Below are 20,595 nucleotides of genomic sequence, written 5' to 3' on the forward strand. Positions count from 1 at the left end.
TTTTCTGTTCGTCCAGCGTCTGAATATATGAAAGACGCGCATTTGTTATCATCATCCCTGACAACAGAGATGTTTATTTTGGCCACATTGATGTGGCCATTTTCTTTTCTAGCCTTCGCGACCCGCAAGGTAGCTTTCGAAATCCAGCGTATCGCTCTGTTCCAGCTTCTCTTGTGCCTGCACCGACTCCAGCGCCTGACGGCTAAAATCTTCTTCAGTCAGAATCTCTAACGACTCTTCACACAGCAGATGACGATATTGCTCTGCCAATGCCACGCCCGCGCCGGTCAAACCGTTTTCTTTAATCGCATGCAGGATGCGCGCCGAATAGGTTAGCTCAGGATCGTCGAAAGATGCCACCAGTTGATCGCAAACCTGTTGATATTGCGTGTTGCCGTGATTGCTGTCGAGCACTTCCGCCACGCGACGCAGATCGGCAAACAGCGCTTTACCCACTTCAACCAGCGTATGTTCTTTTTCGCTGCAACCTACAGCAATGACCTGGCCAGGCTTACGCCCTTCCATCACCACGCGGTTCCAGTTTTTGCGCGTACACAGCAGCTCATCCGCGCTCATTTCTGGCGCATCCGCCAGCGTACACCAAATCAGGAACAGATCGAGGAAGCGCGCCTGATCGGCATCCACACCAATCGCGGAGAAGGGGTTGATGTCCAGCGAACGCACTTCGATGTATTCGATACCGCCACGCAGCAGCGCATCAGAGGGTGCTTCGCCTGAACGCGTAACGCGTTTTGGACGAATCGGCGCGTACAGCTCGTTTTCAATCTGCAGCACGTTGGTGTTCAGCTGCAGCCAGTTGCCATCGGCATCTTTGGTGCCCATAGCGGCATACTCTTCCGACGGCGTTTTAATCGCCGCTTTCAGCGCTGCAACATAACCTTCCAGCGAGTTAAAAGTGATACCCAAACCGCTCTGCGATTTGTTGGTATAACCGAGGTCGCTCAGGCGCAGTGAGGTGGCGTGAGGCAGCCACAGCGTGCCTTTGCCATCACTTTCAAACGGCAGATTGCTCTCACGCCCTTGCAGGAACGAGGAGCAGATCGCTGGCGATGCACCGAACAGATACGGAATGACCCAGCCGAAACGATAGTAGTTGCGAATCAAACGCAGATAGCCGGCAGAGATGGTCTCTTTACCGCTTTCGGCATCTTTCACATCCGCCCACTCCTGCCAGAACGACAGCGGCAGCGAGAAGTTGTAGTGCACGCCAGAGATAATCTGCATCAGCGCGCTATAGCGATTCTTCAGCCCCTGACGATACAGCGTTTTCATTTTGCCGATGTTGGAGCTGCCATACTGCGCCAGCTCAATGCTATCAACGTCATCAATGAAGCCCGGCATGCTGAAAGGCCACAAGCGCTCCTCGCCTAACTCACGCGCCACATGGCGGTGAATATCGCGCAGAAACGCCAGTGAACGATCGATGCTCTGATCAACCGGCGTGATGAACTCCATCAGCGTTTCGGCAAAATCGGTGGTGATCCAATCATGCTTGAGTGCTGAACCGAGTGACTCAGGATGTCCTGTGGTTGCCAGGTGACCATCGGGTTTTACGCGTAATGATTCGCGCTCAATACCACGGCCGATACCCTTTAACGCGTCAGGATGCGCCTCCAGCCAGGAAAGTGCCTTAGATACGTCCGGGATCACGTTAACCTCCCGCTGTGTTAATAATTTATTTTTGTTCAGCATAATGTTAGCCGTAGCCTCGAATCTGTGCGAATCAATGCCACCATTGCATTGTTTGTAATGTGGCGGTCGCGATAACGATATAACGCAGCGTTTTACCAATGGCGAGGAACAGCACCGAAGGCAGCCAGGCAAAGCGCAACCAACCTGCGAGCACGCAGAGTAAGTCGCCCACTACCGGCAGCCAGCTAAAAATCAGTGCTGCAGGTCCTAATCGGTGTAACCACGTCATTGCTGTGTCGTGCCATCGCCCTTGCCCTTTTGGCGGCATCAGGCGACCAAGAAGAATGTTGGTCAGGCCACCCAGCGTGTTTCCCACTGATGCAGCCAATAACAATCCATAAACCGAACCTTTTTTGGCGATCAGCAGTGCAACCAGCACCGCTTCCGAGCTTCCCGGTAACAGAGTCGCACTCAGGAAGCTGCTGCCGAATAACGATCCATAGGTCAGAAATTCATTCACAGTAAACGGACATCAACCACGTCCATGCCTGCTGCTTTGGCGGCTTGTACGCCGAAGTCAGCATCCTCAAACACTACACAGCGCTCGGGCGCGATCCCCATTAATTCAGCGCAGCGTAAAAAGGTATCCGGCTGCGGCTTGTGACGCTGTACGTCATCCGCTCCGACAACCGCATCAAACAGGTGGTAAACACCTAACTCTTCGAGCAAGGCTTTTGCCAGGCTGTGTTCACTGCCGGTACCCACCGCCATCGGACGGCGACCATGATAAGCCTTTACCACGTCCATCAACGGCAGCGGACGCACGTCATCCAGCAACATCGCTTTCAGTGCAGCGGTTTTTTCCGCCGCCAGCAGATGCGGATCGTGCGTTGCATTGTTCTGCTCAAGAATGAACTGCGCCAGTTGCCAGGTTGGAGCGCCATTGAAGCCCACCATTTTCTCTTCATCCATGATGAAACCATAGCGGCCAAGCACCTGCTGCCAGGCTTTTCGATGTGTCGGCTCAGTATCCAAAATTGTGCCGTCCATATCGAAAATCAGGGCGTCATATTGGTCGTACATTGTCACTCCATCGAGCACCACAAAATGAGCCATTACTTTAGCGTAATGCGCTCAGGTTGTCGCCAGGCGCGCTTAACCGCAAATGCTTTGAAAGCATTAGTTTTTTTCGTTTTCAGAAAAAGGTCAGAGTGCAATGCCGTGGATAAACGCCGGTAAATTCAGCGATTTTTTTACAAGTTGATTTGATTGCCGCAGGATTCAGAAACTGAGAGTCAAAAACAGGTAGGTATCGAAGAAGAGATGGTGCATCCAGGAGGATTCGAACCTCCGACCGCTCGGTTCGTAGCCGAGTACTCTATCCAGCTGAGCTATGGATGCATCGAGTTACTGCTGAAGAAAATTTTGAGAAGTTTGAAGAGGAATGGTGCATCCAGGAGGATTCGAACCTCCGACCGCTCGGTTCGTAGCCGAGTACTCTATCCAGCTGAGCTATGGATGCATTGAGGTTTTCTTACGATGGACTAACTGAAACAACCTGAGGATGATACGAAGAATGGTGCATCCAGGAGGATTCGAACCTCCGACCGCTCGGTTCGTAGCCGAGTACTCTATCCAGCTGAGCTATGGATGCATCGAGTTAATTCTTGTACAACGCAGGGTGCTAACAACTCACCATGAAAGGAACTGCTCGTTCACTCTTACTTCACCATTCCGAATGGTGCATCCAGGAGGATTCGAACCTCCGACCGCTCGGTTCGTAGCCGAGTACTCTATCCAGCTGAGCTATGGATGCATCGGAAATGGCGGTGAGGCGGGGATTCGAACCCCGGATGCAGCTTTTGACCGCATACTCCCTTAGCAGGGGAGCGCCTTCAGCCTCTCGGCCACCTCACCTTACGCGTTCTTCCGAACCGTGCTTCTGAACTTGTTTCTGCTCATCGGCACTGCGTGGCGCACATATTACTTTCCCGGACTTATAAGTCAAACATTTATTTCCAGCCTTTTGTTTGATTGCACAAATGACACTCAATTCGGATGCTTTAGCGACAAAAAGAGTGATTTATCAACAAAGAAAGCCTGCTTGAGAACACAAATGGGCGTTAAAAGAATTGAGGGATTGAGAAAGAAAAGCGGGAGATGTGCAGGACTGGAGGGGAAAAACCGGTAGCGCCTCGCTCAGGAGCGAGGCGCTGAATCCGTTAGTAACTCGAGGCTTGAGTTTTTTCGGCTTGAATACGCTGATAGATCTCTTCGCGATGTACCGAAACTTCTTTAGGCGCGTTAACACCAATGCGGACCTGGTTACCTTTAACACCCAGCACCGTTACAGTCACCTCATCGCCAATCATGAGGGTTTCACCAACTCGACGAGTTAGAATAAGCATTCTTTGCTCCTTGAAAGATTAAAAGAGTCGGGCTTGTTCGGTCTCCCGGCCGTATCCATCATATAACGCTGAACAATGCCTATGACAAATACACCATTGTGCTTCGCCATGCCAATACATTCTGCTGATAGTTAGTTTAGCCGAAATACACTACATCAACCGGACTTTGTCATTACCTGGTGTGCACCGCGTTAAAAAAGCGCCAGAAAACGGGCTTCTGGCGCTTATCACAATGCGAAGTTTTATACGTTACAGTCGGTTACTGACCCATTCCTGCACGCCTGCCAGCGCGCCAGCCAGCGCCTGCGGATTTGTACCGCCGGCCTGAGCCATATCTGGGCGACCACCGCCTTTACCACCAACCTGAGAAGCAAGTTCGCCAATCAGCTCGCCGGCTTTTACACGGTCAGTGAGATCTTTGGTCACACCCGCAATCAGTGAAACTTTGCCATCATCAACCGTTGCCAGCACGATAATGGCAGACGTTAACTGGTTCTTCAGGTCGTCAACCATGGTACGCAACATTTTCGGCTCAACGTTGCTCAGTTCACTGACCAGCAACTTCGTGCCTTTAACGTCAACCGCCTTACTGCTCAGTGAAGCGCTTTCCTGCGCAGCTTGCTGATCGCGCAGTTGCTGCAACTCTTTTTCCAGCGCACGGACGTGATCAACCAGGCCGCGCACCTTCTCATTCAGGTTACTGCTATTGGCTTTCACCAATTGCGCCACATCCAGCAGCTGTTGGCTCTGCGCATTGACTTGTGCCAACGCACCTTCGCCGGTTACGGCTTCAATGCGGCGTACACCTGCAGCAGTGCCTGATTCAGACTGAATGCGGAACAAGCCAATATCACCGGTACGCAGCGCGTGGATACCACCACAGAGTTCGGTAGAGAAATCGCCCATGGTCAGCACACGTACGCGCTGATCGTATTTCTCACCAAACAGCGCCATTGCGCCCTTCTGTTTTGCGTCATCGAGATCCATGATTTCGGTCTCAACGGCAAGGTTGCGCCGAATCTGCGCGTTAACAATATCCTCAACCTGACGGATTTCCTGCGGTTTCATGGCTTCAAAATGAGAGAAGTCGAAACGCAGGTATTTATCGTTAACCAGCGAGCCTTTCTGTCCTACGTGATCCCCCAACACCTGACGCAGTGCTGCATGCAGCAAGTGCGTGGCGGAGTGATTCAAACGGATGCGTGCGCGACGCGTTTCATCAACCTGCGCATGCAAACGGTCACCAACGCGTAACTGACCGCTGCTCAGCTTACCGATATGACCAATCGCTTTACCATACTTCTGAGTATCCTGAACGCTAAATTCAGCATTCTGCCCAGCCAGCACGCCGGTATCGCCAACCTGTCCACCTGACTCGCCGTAGAACGGCGTTTCGTCCAGCACAACCACTGCGTCCTGACCTGCGCTAATCTGCTCAACTTGCTGACCGTCGACGAACAGTGCTTCGACTGTCGCATTCAGTTCCAGATGGTCATAGCCTTTAAAGTCGGTTGCGGCATCGATGCGAATGACATTGTTATAGTCGGCACCAAAACCACTGGCTTCACGCGCACGCTGACGCTGCTGCTCCATCGCGGCTTCAAAACCCGCTTCATCGATCTTCAGATTGCGCTCACGGCACACGTCAGCGGTCAAATCCGCCGGGAAACCGAAGGTATCGTACAGACGGAACACCGTTTCGCCATCAAGCGTATCGCCCTGCAGCTTGGCCAGTTCTTCATCCAGCAAAGCAAGTCCACGCTCCAGCGTTTTAGCAAACTGCTCTTCTTCGTTCTTCAGCGCGTTTTCAACATGCTTCTGCTGACGCTTCAGATCTTCGCCTGCAGCACCCATCACCTCAATCAGTGGCGCAACCAGCTTGTAGAAGAAGGCTTCTTTCGCACCCAGCATATTGCCGTGACGCACCGCGCGACGAATGATGCGACGCAATACATAGCCGCGGTTTTCGTTCGATGGGATTACGCCATCGGCGATCAGGAAGGCACAAGAGCGAATATGGTCAGCGATAACGCGCAGCGACTTGTTATCCAGATCGGTTGCGCCCGTTACCTGCGCAACCGACTTGATCAATTTGGCAAACAGATCAATTTCATAGTTGGAGTTAACGTGCTGCAACACCGCAGCAATACGCTCCAGACCCATGCCGGTATCCACTGACGGTTTCGGCAGCGGCTCCATGGTGCCGTCGGCCTGACGGTTGAACTGCATGAAGACGATGTTCCAGATCTCGATGTAACGATCGCCATCTTCTTCCGGGCTGCCCGGCGGGCCACCCCAGATATGATCACCGTGATCGAAGAAAATTTCGGTGCATGGACCGCAAGGACCGGTGTCGCCCATCTGCCAGAAGTTATCTGATGCGTAGGCGCTGCCTTTGTTGTCACCGATACGGATAATGCGCTCACGCGGCACACCAATTTCGTTAGCCCAGATTTCGAAGGCTTCATCGTCTGTTTCATAGACGGTCACCCACAGGCGCTCTTTAGGCAGCTTAAACCACTGCTCACCCGTCAGCAGTTCCCATGCATAAGCGATCGCTTCTTTCTTGAAGTAATCACCAAAGCTGAAGTTGCCCAACATTTCAAAGAAGGTGTGGTGACGTGCCGTGTAGCCCACGTTTTCGAGGTCGTTATGCTTGCCGCCGGCACGCACACAACGCTGTGACGTCGTTGCACGCGCGTAGTCGCGCTTATCCTGACCGAGGAAAACGTCTTTAAACTGGACCATCCCCGCATTGGTAAACAGCAAAGTCGGGTCGTTGTTCGGTACGAGGGAGCTGCTGGCTACAACCTGATGTCCCTTGCTATGAAAAAAGTCGAGAAACGCTTGACGGATCTCAGCAGTGCTCTTGCTCATAAAATTCCTGGAATCACGCTAACGAACGTTCCCTTTCGCTGGCAAACCCTATCCATCCGGCCTGCCGCTGACTGAGGAACAAAAAGTGGGAATAAGATAAATTTTCTTCAGTGGGAAGTAAAATCACATCGCCTTTCAGTCGTCACTATTTCTGAAAACAGCCTGAATATCTTCCATCATAAAGCCTTTCGACATCAAAAAACGCTGTACCTTGCTTTTCTCGGCCCAGGTTTGCGGCAGGGGTTCGCCAAATTTGCGTTTGGCAAGATCGGCTGCGCACTGGCTCCAGTCCACTTCGGTATCGAACAGCGCTTGATTGATCTCATCGCGCCCAATGCCTTTTTGCTGCAACTCCATCCGCACGCGCTGTGGCCCATATCCCTTACGCGCACGGCTCTGAATAAAGCGTTCGGTAAAGCGCTCATCGTTGAGCCAACCGCTCTCCTGACACCAGTCGAGCACTTTTTCCAGTAACTCGTCGGGAATTGGCGTGTTTTCCTGCTGCTGCAGATAGGCCGCACGTTGGGAAGAGAGCTGCAACTTACGCTTCAGCTCTTCGCGGCTGTGATCGCGCTGCGAAAGAATACGCATCGCACGGTCGAGCAAACGGGAATATGTTGGCACTGGTGCCGCAGATGGTGACGATGACATAGGATCAACCTTGTTCTAACAGTCGTGCAGGGTCGCAGGGTAAAGCAAGAAGGCAGAGAGGAAAAGCGCTGGCGGGGAAAAGCAAAACGGGAGCATCTCTGCTCCCGTTAATATTTTAGAAATCTTCGTTGGTTTCGCTGGCTTCTTCGCGATCATCAGCGGGGATTTTCGCGGTGTCTGCGGCGGCAACATCACCACTTAACAGTAAGTCACGCAGCTTCTTGTCGATTTCATTCGCAATCGCCGGGTTCTCTTTAAGGAAGTTGGTGGAGTTAGCTTTACCCTGACCAATCTTCTCACCGTTGTAGCTGTACCACGCACCGGCTTTCTCAACCAGTTTGTGCTTCACGCCAAGATCCACCAGCTCGCCAAAGGTGTTGATACCTTCGCCGTACATGATTTGGAATTCAGCTTGTTTAAACGGTGCCGCAATTTTGTTCTTCACAACTTTCACGCGGGTTTCGCTACCTACCACTTCGTCGCCCTCTTTAATCGCACCGATACGGCGGATATCCAGACGAACAGAAGCATAGAATTTCAGCGCGTTACCGCCGGTTGTGGTTTCCGGGTTACCGAACATCACACCAATCTTCATACGAATCTGGTTGATGAAGATCAGCAGCGTGTTGGACTGCTTCAGGTTACCCGCCAGCTTACGCATTGCCTGGCTCATCATACGAGCGGCCAGCCCCATGTGCGAATCGCCGATCTCACCTTCGATTTCCGCTTTCGGCGTCAGCGCCGCCACGGAGTCGACGATGATGACGTCAACTGCGCCTGAACGCGCCAGCGCATCACAGATCTCCAGCGCTTGCTCACCGGTATCCGGCTGTGAACACAGCAGGTTATCGATATCAACGCCCAGTTTTTTCGCGTACACCGGATCCAGTGCGTGCTCAGCATCGATAAAGGCACAGGTTTTACCTTTGCGCTGTGCAGAAGCAATAACCTGCAGCGTCAGCGTGGTTTTACCCGAAGATTCCGGTCCGTAAATCTCAACGATACGGCCCATCGGCAAGCCACCCGCGCCCAGCGCGATATCCAGTGACAGTGAGCCGGTAGAGATGGTTTCGACATCCATTGAGCGGTCTTCACCCAAGCGCATGATGGAGCCTTTACCAAATTGCTTCTCAATCTGGCCCAGTGCGGCAGCTAAAGCCTTCTGTTTGTTCTCGTCGATCGCCATTTCCACTCCTAATCATGCTGGGTGAGTCGACATCAAGTATGTCGCTCGTTCTGTTGCCGCTAATTATACTGTATGGTCATACAGTATCAAGTTTAATTTATCAGAAATTCATCAAGCAGCGTTTGCAGCGCCCAGGCCACTGACTGACGGCGCACCGCATCACGGTCGCCAGCAAAGATCTGGCGCTGCGCTAATACGCGCCCCTTTGGACCCACAATCGCAAACCACACGGTGCCCACCGGTTTATCGGGCGTGCCACCCTCCGGACCGGCAATACCGCTTACGGCGATGGCGTATTCTGCCGCCGCCGCTCTAGCCGCACCGGTAGCCATCTCACGCACCGTCTGTTCACTTACGGCGCCATGCTGCTGCAGCGTAGTGTCCTGCACGCCCACCATCTGCTGCTTAGCTTCATTGCTGTAAGTGACGAAACCGCGCTCAAACCAGGCAGAACTGCCGCTGATATCAGTAAATACTTTCGCAATCCAGCCGCCGGTGCAGGATTCTGCAGCGGTCACCGTTGCCTGACGTCTCTTCAGCTGTTCGCCAATGCGGTGACTTAGCTGCTGTAACTGTTCATCGTTCATCGCCTTCTCCCGTTGTGGCGCTTCACGTTAGCAGTAAATGGTGCGCCGAAAAGCCCTTTTCAACCTTCAGGCATCATTTCTGCGTAGTGGCTTCCAGATACCTCAACCTGTTTTCACTGCAACCATAAACAGACGCGGGAACGCTAACAAAACCTGGCCGTTACTGCGTGCGGGGTAAGCCGGAATGAGTGCCTGATGATAATCATGGAGAAATGCTGCCTGCTGCGTTTCATCCAGCCCCGCGAGGAAAGGACGCAGCCCGGTGGCACGCAACCAGGTAATGATGCCCTGCGCATCTGCCATCGGGTGATAATAAGTAGTGCGCCAGATATCAACCTGGCAACCCGCATCAGTTAGCAGATCGTAATAGCGATCGGTGGTTAGCAGACGTTTGCGATCCGCCGCTTGTGGCGAAATCAGCGCCTGCCATTTTTCATTCGCCGCCACTTCACGCATCAAACGGTGCGACGGTTCTTCAAGATTATCGGGCATCTGAATCGCTAACGCGCCACCGATGGCCAATTGATCAACCAGATGCGGCAGCAAGGTGTGATGCTCGGTCAACCACTGCAGCGAGGCATTAGCATAGATGACCTGCTGTGGCTGTTCGGCCTGCCAGCGACGAATATCGGCCTGCAGGAAATGGCAATTGGGGAGACGTTCGCGCGCCTGCTCTAGCATTGCAGCAGAGCTGTCAATGCCGGTTATCTTCGCCTCCGGCCAGGCTTGTGCCAGTAACTCAGTGCTGTTGCCGGGTCCGCAACCAAGATCAGTGGCAAAGCGCACATCATCGAGCGGAATGCGCTCCAATAGCTCGCGCGCCGGGCGGGTTCGCTCTGATTCGAATTGGCGATACAGCTGTGGATTCCAGTCTTGCATGGCAATGCTCCTGTCTTGGCTGAGGGGCTAAACACTACCTGCTTTTCCCGCCTTTATAGAAAGAGAAAAGTGCGATATCTCACCTTTTTGCCCTCGCTAGCTGGTTAGCCAGCGCAGATGCCATTAAGTTAAAACGATGTTTCATTTTCCAATTAAGGAGCTTGATATGTCTGCACAACCCGCATTGCCCGGCGTATGGTGTCCGTCAGTAACTCCCTTTGATAGCAATAATAATCTGGATATTGATGCGCTAGGACGCCATTTTTCGCGCCTGAGCCAATCAGGCATTGATACCTTGCTGCTGATGGGCAGCATTGGCGAATTTGCCTCGCTTTCGCAGCAGGAGCGCCTGTTACTGATTCGCGAGGCGCGCCAACTCTCGCCACTGACCATGGTGGCAAACGTCTCCAGCACCTGTATTGCGGACATGCTGCAACTGGCGGATGCGGCCTGGCAAAACGGATTTGATGCTGTGATGGTGCTGCCTCCTTACTATTACGGGCAGACACAGAAACAGCTGCTGAGCTATTTCAAAGCGCTGGATACACAGCTGGGCGGCAAGTGGTTCGCCTACAATTTCCCTGCACGGACCGGCTGCGATTTAACGCCGGCGCTGGTCGCAGAACTGGCGGCAGAGCTGCCCAACTTTATTGGCATCAAAGACACCATGGATTGTTTGTCGCACAACCGCGCGATGATTGAAGAAACGAAGAAAGTGCGCAGCGATTTCACCGTGCTTTCAGGCTATGACGAATATCTGCTGCCCAATTTACTGGCTGGCGGTTCAGGTGTGATTTCCGGCTTGAACAATATTGTGCCGGAGCTGTTTGCCCGTGCGATGCAGGCCTGGCGGGCGGGCGATGTAGCGCAGCTCAGTGAGATTCAGCAACGTATTGGCAAACTGATGGCGATTTACACCATTGGCGATGATTTTGTTACCACCATAAAAACGGCCGTTGCACGTCGATTTAATTCAATGCGCAGCGACTCGCGCAATTATGGTGGCGAGCTAACAGCGGAACAGTGCGAGGAAGTAGATCGTTTGCTGAGTTGAAACAAACAGGACGGCGTCGAGCCGTCCCGTGATTAGTTCTTTTTGACGAACTCAGATTTGAGTTTCATCTGACCAAAACCATCAATTTTGCAATCAATGTTGTGATCGCCTTCGACCAGACGAATGCTTTTGACTTTGGTACCAATTTTCAGCGTCGAAGAGCTGCCTTTAACCTTAAGATCTTTAACGACAGTCACGCTGTCGCCATCCGCTAACAGGTTGCCGTTGGCATCGCGTACCACCAAACCGTCAGCTACATCATCGGCGCTTGCCGTCCAGATATGGCCGCAAGATGGACAATTCAGGTTCTCGCCATCTTGCCAGGTGTAATCGGCCTGGCAGACAGGACAGGCAGGTAAGGTACTCATAAGCGCTCCTCAGAAGTCGGATGCGGTGAAGATGGCACCGCAAAAGGGGCGCCATCTTATACCCTCACACTTTATATGGACAGCATTAAAACAGGCTGCCCTGACGTGCTTTAGCGACGGCTTCACCTAACTGCCACACCGCCATTGCATAGTGGGTGCTGTGGTTGTAGCGCGTAATGGCGTAGAAGTTGGGCAGGCCATACCAATATTGATAACTGGTGCCGAGATCCAAACGCAGCAGACTGACCTGAGTATTGCCGTCCAGCGATCCCTGTGGCGTTAACCCACTCGCGGCTAAGGTGCTGATCGGATACTTAGTTTTAAAGCCATTCTCCAATGCCGGAGCCTGACCGCTGGCTGGTACCGCAACGTTCTCGCCCGCACGCCAGCCGTGTTCTTTGAAGTAGTTGGCTACGCTGCCAATCGCATCAACCGGATCCCAAAGGTTGATATGACCATCGCCATTAAAATCGACCGCGTATTGCTTATAAGAAGATGGCATGAACTGTCCATAACCCATCGCACCGGCAAAGGAGCCGCGCAGATCCAGCGGATCGTCTTGCTCTGTGCGCGCCATCAGCAGGAAGGTCTCCAGCTCACCGCTGAAGTAAGCTGCACGACGCGGATAGCTAAATGACAAGGTTGCTAGTGCATCCAGCAAGCGCGTTTTGCCCATTACCCTGCCCCAGCGCGTTTCAACACCGATAATGCCGACAATGATTTCCGGCGGCACGCCGTAAACCTGCTGCGCACGCTTTAGCGCATCCTGATACTGATTCCAGAATGCCACGCCGTTCTGCACGTTATCCGGCGTAATAAACTTGTTGCGATAGCGAATCCACGCGCCGTTTGGACCGGTTGGCGGCGTATAGCTCGGAGCTTGCTGGTCCATCAGGCGCAGCACGTAATCCAGACGCTTCGCCTGGCCGATAACCGCATGCAACTGCTCACGGTTAAAACCGTGTTTTGCCACCATTTGATCAATGAACTGTTCAGCGGCGGGGTTACCCGCAAAATCGCCAAACATCGGTTGAACCGCGTGCGAAGGTTCCAGCAAAAAACCGCCTTTAGGTGCAGGCACAACGGCGGGCTGCTGATGGGATGCAGGCTTACTGCTGCAGGCAGCAAGCAGAGTAATAAGCGGAAGAAGAGCAACCTTAAAACGCATTGGATATCCATAAGCCAGGTGAAACCGGAAGCGCTCATGGTAATCGTTCATCGGGGTGACATACAGAGCAATATCTTAAAATTTCGCCGTTTCCCGCCCGTTTCAGCCGGTTACAACGCGAATTTGCGAAACCGCTCCACACTTTACCTTTTTCATTAAATTTTGCTTTTTACCGTTTGCGGCAATTTGTTATGGTCGGCAGCCATAAAGCCCTGCTGGCGGATGAAGGTTACGCGGCAAAAATGGTAATATCCCGCTTTCGTTATCCGTCCACACGATAACGACACTTCCGGGCTGCATTGACCCAGCCTCAGGTAATTAAAAGAATGAATGTTGAGTGAGAATGAGATGAAAGGAGCAGAGCAAATGGACTTTAGTGGCCATACGCCGATGATGCAGCAATACCTGCGCCTGAAGGCCGATCATCCTGACATCCTGCTGTTTTATCGCATGGGCGATTTTTACGAGCTGTTTTACGATGACGCGAAACGCGCCTCGCAGCTGCTGGAGATCTCCCTGACCAAACGCGGCGCCTCTGCCGGGGAACCGATTCCGATGGCGGGCGTGCCTTATCATGCGGTTGAAGGCTATCTGGCGAAACTGGTCCAGCTCGGCGAATCAGTGGCGATCTGTGAGCAGATTGGCGACCCAGCCTTGAGCAAAGGCCCGGTTGAGCGAAAAGTGGTGCGTATCGTTACACCCGGCACCATCAGCGATGAAGCGTTGCTGCAAGAGCGCCAGGATAACCTGCTCGCCGCCATCTTCCAGAGCCAGCGCGGTTTTGGTTATGCAACGCTGGACATCAGTTCTGGCCGCTTCCGCCTGAGTGAACCCGGCGATCTGGAGACGATGGCAGCAGAACTGCAGCGCACCAATCCGGCTGAACTGCTCTATCCCGAAGATTTCCAGGCAATGACGTTGATCGATCAACGCCGTGGCCTGCGACGCCGCCCGCTGTGGGAATATGAAATCGATACGGCGCGCCAGCAACTCAATCTGCAATTTGGCACCCGCGACTTAAGTGGTTTTGGCGTTGAGCAGGCGCATCTGGCGCTACGCGCTGCAGGATGCCTGCTGCAATATGTCAAAGACACGCAACGCACGTCGTTGCCGCATATTCGCTCGCTGAGCATGGAGCGTCAGCAGGATAGCGTGATCATGGATGCTGCTACGCGCCGCAACCTGGAAATTACACAAAACCTGGCCGGCGGCATCGAGAACACGCTGGCGGCGATACTGGATAAAACCGTCACGCCTATGGGCAGCCGTATGCTGAAACGCTGGCTGCATATGCCGCTGCGCGATGTCACGACCATCGCTCGGCGTCAGGAGTCTATCGCCGAACTGCAATCGCTTAGTCAGGAGCTGCAGCCTGTGCTGCGTCAGGTGGGCGATCTGGAGCGTATTCTGGCGCGACTGGCGCTGCGCACCGCGCGCCCACGCGATTTGGCACGTATGCGCCATGCCTTCCAGCAATTGCCAGAGTTAAACCAACAACTTGAAGGCGTTGAGGCCACGCAGTTAATTAATCTGCGTTCTCAGATGGGCGAATTTACCGAACTGCGTGAGTTGCTGGAACAGGCGATCATTGAATCGCCGCCAGTGCTGGTGCGCGACGGTGGCGTGATCGCTCCGGGATACAACGCTGAACTCGACGAGTGGCGTGCGCTGGCCGATGGCGCTACCGATTATCTTGATCGTCTGGAGATTCGTGAGCGCGAAAAACTCGGGCTGGATACGCTGAAAGTCGGTTTTAACGCGATTCACGGCTATTACATTCAGGTTAGCCGTGGTCAAAGCCATCTGGTGCCAATTCACTACGTTCGCCGCCAGACGCTGAAGAATGCCGAACGCTATATCATTCCTGAACTAAAAGAGTATGAAGACAAGGTCCTGACGTCGAAGGGCAAAGCGCTGGCGCTGGAGAAAGGTCTCTACGATGAGCTGTTTGACCGCCTGCTACCACATCTTGAAGCGCTGCAAATCAGTGCGGCTGCACTCTCTGAACTGGACGTGTTAGCGAACCTGGCCGAACGCGCCTGGACACTGAACTATTGCCGCCCAGTGCTGCAAGAAAAAGCCGGCATCCGTATTACTGCGGGCCGCCATCCGGTGGTCGAACAGGTATTAAAAGAGCCGTTTATCGCGAATCCGCTGTCACTCTCACCGCAGCGTCGCATGCTGATCATCACCGGCCCAAATATGGGCGGTAAAAGTACCTACATGCGTCAGACAGCGTTGATCGCGCTGATGGCGTGGATTGGCAGCTATGTGCCAGCGGAAGAGACGGTCATCGGCCCAATCGATCGCATCTTCACGCGCGTTGGTGCTGCTGATGACCTGGCTTCCGGTCGCTCAACCTTTATGGTGGAAATGACAGAAACCGCCAACATTCTGCATAACGCCACCGAAAACAGTCTGGTACTGATGGATGAAATCGGGCGCGGCACCTCAACTTATGATGGTTTGTCGCTGGCATGGGCCTGCGCTGAAAGTCTGGCGAATCGAATTAAGGCCATGACGCTGTTTGCCACCCACTATTTCGAGCTGACCACGCTGCCGGAAAAAATGGAAGGCGTAGTAAATGTGCATCTGGATGCGGTCGAACACGGAGACACCATCGCCTTTATGCACAGCGTGCAGGATGGCGCTGCGAGCAAAAGTTATGGTCTCGCAGTGGCGGCGCTGGCGGGCGTGCCGAAGGAAGTGATTAAGCGCGCGCGTAACAAGCTGAAGGAGCTGGAAGCATTGTCCGGCAGCTCTGCCGCATCCACGGTGGAAGGTTCGCAAATGCAGCTGCTGGTGGCAGAAACCTCACCGGCAGTTGATGCTCTTGAGGCACTGGACCCAGACAGCTTAACGCCGAAGCAAGCGCTGGAATGGATCTATCGCTTGAAAACGCTGGTGTAGTTATTCGCCCGCCCAGAAGCAACGTTCTGTGCGGGCCATTTTTTCTGAATTACAATTTCCTGGTGTTAAGCAATTTTAGCGGGCTCATTCCAATCAACTCGCCCGGAGTTAAATCACGCTATATCCCCCATCGATCACTAAATTCTCGCCATTGACCATTGCCGCTTCATTGCTGCTGAGATACAGCACCGTATTCGCGACTTCGTCAGGCGTAGCAAAACGTCGTGATGGGATTTTTGATTTCATCTGCTCCGCTCGCTCCCCATGCCAGTAACGCTTACCTAATTCAGTCTCAACCACCGTTGGTGAAATAGCATTGGCGGTAATGCCAAACGGCCCCAATTCTGCTGCCAACACACGAGTGAAAGAAACCATGCCCGATTTGCTGGTGCAGTATGCCGCGTGCTCATTAAGCGCGATGACGCTGGCCTGTGAGGCGATGTTAATCAGGCGGCCAAAACCTTGTTCTTTCATATAGCGGGCACAATGCTGAGCGAGGAAGAATGGCGCGGTCATGTTAATCAACATCGTGGTATTCCAACTGGCGAGTTGCACTTCGCCCACGGGTTCCAGCATGCCAATACCGGCGTTATTGACCAGAACGTCGATGCGGCCAAAATCATGGTGAATTTGCTCAACCAGTTCACCAAGCGCCTCGACGTTAGCCAGATCGAAAACGTAACCTCGCACAGGGTTGTCCATCTTGCTGGCAACCGCTTTTACTTCTTCGGCGCGATCAATCATCGCTACTTGCGCGCCCGCAGCACTTAAACAGCGGGCAATGGCGTAACCAATTCCCGATGCGGCGCCGGTGACGATGGCGACCTTATTTTGCAGTGAAAATAGTGTTGTCATGTTGTGGTCCTTTTCATTGAGGGTATTTATTCGGATTCGCTGGCTGTTGTCTTGAATGGAGCGTTACGCTCTATTTTTGGTTGGGGATCACGAATAAAGAATGTCATTACGCCGCCAGCAAAATAGAGAACAGAGAAAGTAATAATCACGTGCTTGATTTCAAATGACAGGCCGAACATTAGTGCGGCAACCGCCGGACCAATTAGATTGCCGAAACCACCGCCCAAATTTTGCACTGAAACCGCAGCGCCTTTATGCTGCGGCGCCAGCATCGGGAAAATCGCCCCCATTGGCACAAAGGAGGTGAGCGTTAGGGCTAATAACAGCGCGCAGACAATAGCTAACGCCAGATTACCTGGGAAAAATGAGGGTAAATAATAGAAAGCGGTAGTGGTAATCGTGCATCCGAAGAAACCAAACCAGCGCATTTGAAAAATCCAGCCAATACGATCGCCAATAATGCCCCAAAGCACATTAGTTATTGGTTGAACAAGGAAAAATACGCCCCAGATAGTCGCCCACTCTTTAGTAGAAAACCCTAATTCACGGGTGAAATAGATCGGCATAAATACCGGCAGGCCAAATAACGCCACATTACATAAGATGCGTGTTATCAGCGCAAAGAACATACTGCGGTCTTCGAAGATCAAGGTTATTCCGCGCGATATTTCCCGTAATTTTTCTTTGCGACTGACGCCGTTACTATTTAGATTGTATTCACTCTGATTTTTAACCGTGAGCAATATAATTACACCGCCCACCCCAGCAAACAGCAGTGAAAGCCAAAGCGTATTGATGAATCCAATTTCAGGCACCAGAAGGCCGGAAAGGAAGGAAGCCGTGATGCCATAACCAATGGTAAACATCGACCATATCCAGCCGGTTGCGGAGGCAAGTCGATGCTCAGGCGTGCGCTGCACTACTAATACATAGAATCCATAAAAGAACAGCGGATAAGCGAAGCCGCGCAAGGTATAACTAACCAACATCCAGGTGAAATTATTTTCACTTACGCCAAAATAAACGAATACGGCATGTAACACCATCCACCAAATAGCACCGGTGAGCATGATTTTCTTCGGGCCATAAATTTCACTGACGGCACCGGAAAGCCAACTTGAAACTGCTGCGGTTAACGCATAAACGGTGAAAACTAATGAAACTTGTTTTTCTCCATAGCCGAGATCGTAGAGATAACGGGAGAGATGAGCCAGTTCGATGCCATCGCCGGTCATGAAGATGGCCATCGCAATATATCCCCATAGCAGAGATATTGGCATTCCGAAAACCACTCTGGAGTATTGTGACTTTGTACTGCTGCTTTGCACACGCATTGTTTTTCTCACTCCCTTTTAGTTATTCATTGCTTGAATATCCTGGTGATACAGCGAGCAAGAAAATGGCATAGCACCGTGTTAAAAACTTTTATCAGAGTGACATGGAGAAAGGAATTAAGGCAAAATTGCAAAGAAAGTCGTGCGCAGCATTACAATTTATTAAATGAGAAGAAGATAAATAGAGCATTTATTAGATGTTTAATTAACATCTACTGGGTTTAATTTACGTTTATATATTTAGGCGAGAAGTTAAGTGGTAGCGTTACAAGGTTTTATTTCGGTGAGTTAAAGAAGCATTGTCAGTATATTTTAACCAATAAAAAAAGCGGTGGTTTTCACCACCGCTTCTTGTGTTACCCACGTATTCAGTTATTCACGAAACAGTGCTTCGATGTTCAAACCTTGCGTCTGCAGAATTTCACGCAGACGACGCAGCCCTTCCACCTGGATCTGACGTACGCGTTCACGGGTCAACCCGATTTCACGGCCTACATCTTCCAGCGTTGCCGCTTCATAGCCTAACAGGCCGAAACGACGCGCCAGCACTTCACGCTGCTTGGCATTCAGTTCGAACAACCACTTAACGATGCTCTGTTTCATATCATCGTCTTGCGTGGTGTCTTCCGGACCGTTATCTTTCTCATCGGCCAGGATATCCAGCAGCGCTTTTTCGGAATCGCCACCCAAAGGTGTATCGACCGAGGTAATGCGCTCATTGAGACGCAGCATACGGCTCACGTCATCAACAGGCTTGTCTAGCTGCTCGGCAATCTCTTCAGCACTTGGCTCATGATCAAGCTTATGCGAAAGTTCACGCGCGGTACGCAGGTAAACATTTAACTCTTTAACGATGTGAATTGGCAGACGGATGGTACGGGTTTGATTCATGATCGCCCGTTCAATTGTCTGACGAATCCACCACGTGGCGTAAGTTGAGAAACGGAACCCACGTTCTGGGTCAAACTTCTCTACGGCGCGAATCAAGCCGAGATTACCCTCTTCAATCAGATCCAGCAGCGCCAGACCACGATTGCTATAACGACGGGCAATCTTTACTACCAAGCGTAAGTTACTTTCAATCATGCGGCGGCGAGATGGAATATCACCCCGCAGTGCACGGCGCGCAAAGAAGACTTCTTCTTCTGCCGTCAGCAGCGGTGAATAACCAATCTCTCCGAGGTAAAGCTGCGTCGCATCCAAAACGCGTTGCGTCGCACCCTGTGACAACAGCTCTTCTTCCGCTACGTCGTTGTTATCACCAGGTTCGTTCTCAACGAGAGCCTTCTCATCAAAAACCTCAGCTCCGTTGTTTTCCTCGAATTCCGCATCTTCATGTAAATCGTTAACTTTCAGCGTATTCTGGTTCATTAGCGGCTCCTACCCGTGATCCAAGGGCAGAACCAAGGTTCTGCCGGATTATCGCTGCGGCAAATAACGCAACGGGTTTACGGATTTCCCCTTGTAACGAATTTCAAAGTGCAATCGTACTGAACTGGTACCGGTGCTACCCATAGTAGCGATTTTTTGCCCCGCCTTAACTTCCTGTTGTTCCCGGACCAGCATAGAGTCGTTGTGGGCGTAGGCGCTCAGGTAGTCATCATTGTGTTTGATGATGATTAAATTACCGTACCCACGGAGCGCGTTGCCTGCGTACACCACTCTTCCCGAAGCTGTGGCGACAACAGGTTGTCCACGCGAACCGGCGATATCGACCCCTTTATTTCCGCCTTCCGCAGCGGAGAAGTTATCGATGATCTTCCCATCAGTCGGCCAACGCCAGCTTCCCACTGGAGTTGTGCTATTAGTCGTGCTGCTGACTGTAGGTGGTGCGACAACCGGAGCTGTGGTCGTTGCCACATTATTTGCTCCTTTCGACGGCAGCAATTTGCTACCCGACGAATTACCCGAATCATCAGAATACGTAATAACAGGTTGCTGTGCAACAGGGGTGGATTTAATTTGCGTCTGGCTCGGGGTAACTGGCACGCCGCCCTGCGTTGCATCGGCTACAGTAATCGCGTTTCCACCAGTAATGGTCTGACCATTACCGTTGCCAACCTGCAGCGTTTGCCCGGCGTTCAAGCCATACGGGGCTGCGATGTTGTTTCGCTGTGCCAAATCGCGGAAATCGTTGCCGGTAATCCAGGCAATGTAGAACAAGGTATCGCCACGTTTTACGGTATAGGTTTCACCACCGTAGCTACCTTTAGGAATATTCCCATAATTGCGATTGTACACAATGCGACCATTTTCCGTGGCCACATTATTATTGTCACTTACCATTCCACCTGACGGTTGCGCCGATGGTGTGCCACCGCTTAACATTCCGCCACGCGGCATCGCAGGCACAGCGCTGTTTTGCGAAGAGATCATGCCGCCGCCTGGGGCTGAAGCCATACCGCTATCGCCGCTATTACCACCAATCTGGCTAATGGGTGCCTGTGTATTATCGCCAGAACTACAGCCCGCCAGCCAAAAACCTACCAAAGAAAGTGCCGCCAAACGGCGTAATTGAAATGCTGTGCTTCCCATGCTCACTGATCCCCCGTGATGGCAACCCTGAATATAAATGTGTAACGGCGTTAACCGCATTATCCACTGCGCGTAACGTTAAAAACGGTTTTTAGCATTGATAAACAAGGATAGTAACAATATCAACTGT

The 20,595-nt window shown here is 52.2% G+C and carries 17 protein-coding genes and 5 tRNA genes; 2 read left to right on the plus strand and 20 right to left on the minus strand.

Translation table 11 applies throughout. The annotated features are described in order from the left end of the window. Positions 1 to 108: 108 nt before the first annotated feature. The 14 genes from gshA to tam form a co-directional block, all read right to left on the minus strand. Positions 109 to 1,713, minus strand: a complete 1,605-nt coding sequence (gene gshA / locus HX773_RS23355) for a glutamate--cysteine ligase (protein ID WP_176973519.1) — start codon at positions 1,711 to 1,713, stop codon at positions 109 to 111. Positions 1,714 to 1,744: 31 nt separating this feature from the next. Beyond that, positions 1,745 to 2,173 carry a YqaA family protein gene (locus HX773_RS23360; RefSeq protein WP_176973520.1) on the minus strand — a complete coding sequence of 143 codons (429 nt, stop codon included), beginning with the start codon at positions 2,171 to 2,173 and terminating at the stop codon, positions 1,745 to 1,747. After that, complete coding sequence (gene yqaB / locus HX773_RS23365; protein WP_176973521.1) at positions 2,170 to 2,736, minus strand: fructose-1-phosphate/6-phosphogluconate phosphatase; 567 nt, start codon at positions 2,734 to 2,736, stop codon at positions 2,170 to 2,172. Before yqaB ends, HX773_RS23360 begins: the two co-directional genes overlap by 4 nt. A 241-nt stretch (positions 2,737 to 2,977) precedes the next feature. After that, positions 2,978 to 3,054 (minus strand) — tRNA-Arg (locus tag HX773_RS23370). Positions 3,055 to 3,098: 44 nt separating this feature from the next. Continuing rightward, a tRNA-Arg gene (locus HX773_RS23375) sits at positions 3,099 to 3,175 on the minus strand. Positions 3,176 to 3,230: 55 nt separating this feature from the next. Further along, positions 3,231 to 3,307: transfer RNA gene (locus tag HX773_RS23380), tRNA-Arg, on the minus strand. Between the two features lie 85 nt (positions 3,308 to 3,392). After that, positions 3,393 to 3,469, minus strand: a tRNA-Arg gene (locus HX773_RS23385). A gap of 8 nt (positions 3,470 to 3,477) precedes the next feature. After that, positions 3,478 to 3,570: transfer RNA gene (locus HX773_RS23390), tRNA-Ser, on the minus strand. 305 nt (positions 3,571 to 3,875) lie between these two features. After that, complete coding sequence (gene csrA / locus HX773_RS23395) at positions 3,876 to 4,061, minus strand: carbon storage regulator CsrA (RefSeq protein WP_008104508.1); 186 nt, start codon at positions 4,059 to 4,061, stop codon at positions 3,876 to 3,878. Positions 4,062 to 4,310: 249 nt separating this feature from the next. Then, the gene (gene alaS / locus HX773_RS23400; RefSeq protein WP_176973522.1) at positions 4,311 to 6,938 is read right to left on the minus strand and encodes an alanine--tRNA ligase; all 2,628 of its coding nucleotides are present in this window, start codon (positions 6,936 to 6,938) and stop codon (positions 4,311 to 4,313) included. Between the two features lie 135 nt (positions 6,939 to 7,073). Next, positions 7,074 to 7,589 carry a regulatory protein RecX gene (locus HX773_RS23405; protein ID WP_176973523.1) on the minus strand — a complete coding sequence of 172 codons (516 nt, stop codon included), beginning with the start codon at positions 7,587 to 7,589 and terminating at the stop codon, positions 7,074 to 7,076. A 115-nt stretch (positions 7,590 to 7,704) separates the two neighbouring features. Next, on the minus strand, positions 7,705 to 8,775 hold the full coding sequence (recA, locus tag HX773_RS23410) for a recombinase RecA (RefSeq protein ID WP_176973524.1): 1,071 nt from the start codon (positions 8,773 to 8,775) through the stop codon (positions 7,705 to 7,707). A gap of 92 nt (positions 8,776 to 8,867) precedes the next feature. Further along, a complete protein-coding gene (gene pncC / locus HX773_RS23415) occupies positions 8,868 to 9,362 on the minus strand; it encodes a nicotinamide-nucleotide amidase (RefSeq protein WP_176973525.1) in 495 nt (164 codons plus the stop codon). Between the two features lie 102 nt (positions 9,363 to 9,464). Then, the gene (tam, locus tag HX773_RS23420) at positions 9,465 to 10,241 is read right to left on the minus strand and encodes a trans-aconitate 2-methyltransferase (protein ID WP_176973526.1); all 777 of its coding nucleotides are present in this window, start codon (positions 10,239 to 10,241) and stop codon (positions 9,465 to 9,467) included. A 166-nt stretch (positions 10,242 to 10,407) separates the two neighbouring features. Between tam and HX773_RS23425 the strand changes: the two genes are divergently transcribed. Then, positions 10,408 to 11,295, plus strand: coding sequence for a dihydrodipicolinate synthase family protein (locus tag HX773_RS23425; protein WP_176973527.1), 888 nt, complete (start codon positions 10,408 to 10,410; stop codon positions 11,293 to 11,295). Positions 11,296 to 11,327: 32 nt separating this feature from the next. Here the strand turns inward: HX773_RS23425 and HX773_RS23430 are convergent, their stop codons facing one another. Both HX773_RS23430 and mltB read right to left on the minus strand, forming a co-directional pair. Next, positions 11,328 to 11,663 carry a zinc ribbon domain-containing protein YjdM gene (locus HX773_RS23430; protein ID WP_176973528.1) on the minus strand — a complete coding sequence of 112 codons (336 nt, stop codon included), beginning with the start codon at positions 11,661 to 11,663 and terminating at the stop codon, positions 11,328 to 11,330. An 85-nt stretch (positions 11,664 to 11,748) separates the two neighbouring features. Further along, positions 11,749 to 12,831, minus strand: a complete 1,083-nt coding sequence (mltB, locus tag HX773_RS23435; RefSeq protein ID WP_176973529.1) for a lytic murein transglycosylase B — start codon at positions 12,829 to 12,831, stop codon at positions 11,749 to 11,751. Between the two features lie 366 nt (positions 12,832 to 13,197). On the opposite strand from mltB, the gene mutS reads away from it, so the two are divergent. Then, positions 13,198 to 15,741 (plus strand): DNA mismatch repair protein MutS, encoded by a 2,544-nt coding sequence (gene mutS, locus HX773_RS23440; protein ID WP_137386334.1) that lies wholly within the window; start codon positions 13,198 to 13,200, stop codon positions 15,739 to 15,741. 108 nt (positions 15,742 to 15,849) lie between these two features. On the opposite strand, the gene HX773_RS23445 is transcribed toward mutS, so the two are convergent. The 4 genes from HX773_RS23445 to nlpD all read right to left on the minus strand — a co-directional run bounded on the left by HX773_RS23445 (position 15,850) and on the right by nlpD (position 20,465). Then, entirely contained in the window at positions 15,850 to 16,596 is a 747-nt protein-coding gene (locus HX773_RS23445; protein ID WP_176973530.1) for a GolD/DthD family dehydrogenase, read from the minus strand. A gap of 26 nt (positions 16,597 to 16,622) precedes the next feature. Next, entirely contained in the window at positions 16,623 to 17,930 is a 1,308-nt protein-coding gene (locus HX773_RS23450; RefSeq protein WP_176973531.1) for an MFS transporter, read from the minus strand. 372 nt (positions 17,931 to 18,302) lie between these two features. Next, positions 18,303 to 19,301, minus strand: a complete 999-nt coding sequence (gene rpoS, locus HX773_RS23455) for an RNA polymerase sigma factor RpoS (RefSeq protein WP_007893257.1) — start codon at positions 19,299 to 19,301, stop codon at positions 18,303 to 18,305. Positions 19,302 to 19,349: 48 nt separating this feature from the next. Next, entirely contained in the window at positions 19,350 to 20,465 is a 1,116-nt protein-coding gene (gene nlpD / locus HX773_RS23460; protein ID WP_176973532.1) for a murein hydrolase activator NlpD, read from the minus strand. Between the last annotated feature and the right edge of the window lie 130 nt (positions 20,466 to 20,595).

It is taken from the genome of Pantoea sp. B9002 (assembly GCF_013385945.1).
GTDB lineage: Bacteria > Pseudomonadota > Gammaproteobacteria > Enterobacterales > Enterobacteriaceae > Pantoea.

Bases quoted from the DNA above. Each gene is read 5' to 3' on its own strand.
- HX773_RS23450 (WP_176973531.1), bottom strand. From the start codon at position 17,930: ATGCGTGTGCAAAGCAGCAGTACAAAGTCACAATACTCCAGAGTGGTT.
- mutS (WP_137386334.1), top strand. From the start codon at position 13,198: ATGGACTTTAGTGGCCATACGCCGATGATGCAGCAATACCTGCGCCTG.
- HX773_RS23405 (WP_176973523.1), bottom strand. From the start codon at position 7,589: ATGTCATCGTCACCATCTGCGGCACCAGTGCCAACATATTCCCGTTTG.
- csrA (WP_008104508.1), bottom strand. From the start codon at position 4,061: ATGCTTATTCTAACTCGTCGAGTTGGTGAAACCCTCATGATTGGCGAT.
- tam (WP_176973526.1), bottom strand. From the start codon at position 10,241: ATGCAAGACTGGAATCCACAGCTGTATCGCCAATTCGAATCAGAGCGA.
- pncC (WP_176973525.1), bottom strand. From the start codon at position 9,362: ATGAACGATGAACAGTTACAGCAGCTAAGTCACCGCATTGGCGAACAG.
- recA (WP_176973524.1), bottom strand. From the start codon at position 8,775: ATGGCGATCGACGAGAACAAACAGAAGGCTTTAGCTGCCGCACTGGGC.
- HX773_RS23430 (WP_176973528.1), bottom strand. From the start codon at position 11,663: ATGAGTACCTTACCTGCCTGTCCTGTCTGCCAGGCCGATTACACCTGG.
- yqaB (WP_176973521.1), bottom strand. From the start codon at position 2,736: ATGTACGACCAATATGACGCCCTGATTTTCGATATGGACGGCACAATT.
- gshA (WP_176973519.1), bottom strand. From the start codon at position 1,713: ATGCTGAACAAAAATAAATTATTAACACAGCGGGAGGTTAACGTGATC.
- alaS (WP_176973522.1), bottom strand. From the start codon at position 6,938: ATGAGCAAGAGCACTGCTGAGATCCGTCAAGCGTTTCTCGACTTTTTT.
- HX773_RS23445 (WP_176973530.1), bottom strand. From the start codon at position 16,596: ATGACAACACTATTTTCACTGCAAAATAAGGTCGCCATCGTCACCGGC.
- mltB (WP_176973529.1), bottom strand. From the start codon at position 12,831: ATGCGTTTTAAGGTTGCTCTTCTTCCGCTTATTACTCTGCTTGCTGCC.
- HX773_RS23425 (WP_176973527.1), top strand. From the start codon at position 10,408: ATGTCTGCACAACCCGCATTGCCCGGCGTATGGTGTCCGTCAGTAACT.
- rpoS (WP_007893257.1), bottom strand. From the start codon at position 19,301: ATGAACCAGAATACGCTGAAAGTTAACGATTTACATGAAGATGCGGAA.
- nlpD (WP_176973532.1), bottom strand. From the start codon at position 20,465: ATGGGAAGCACAGCATTTCAATTACGCCGTTTGGCGGCACTTTCTTTG.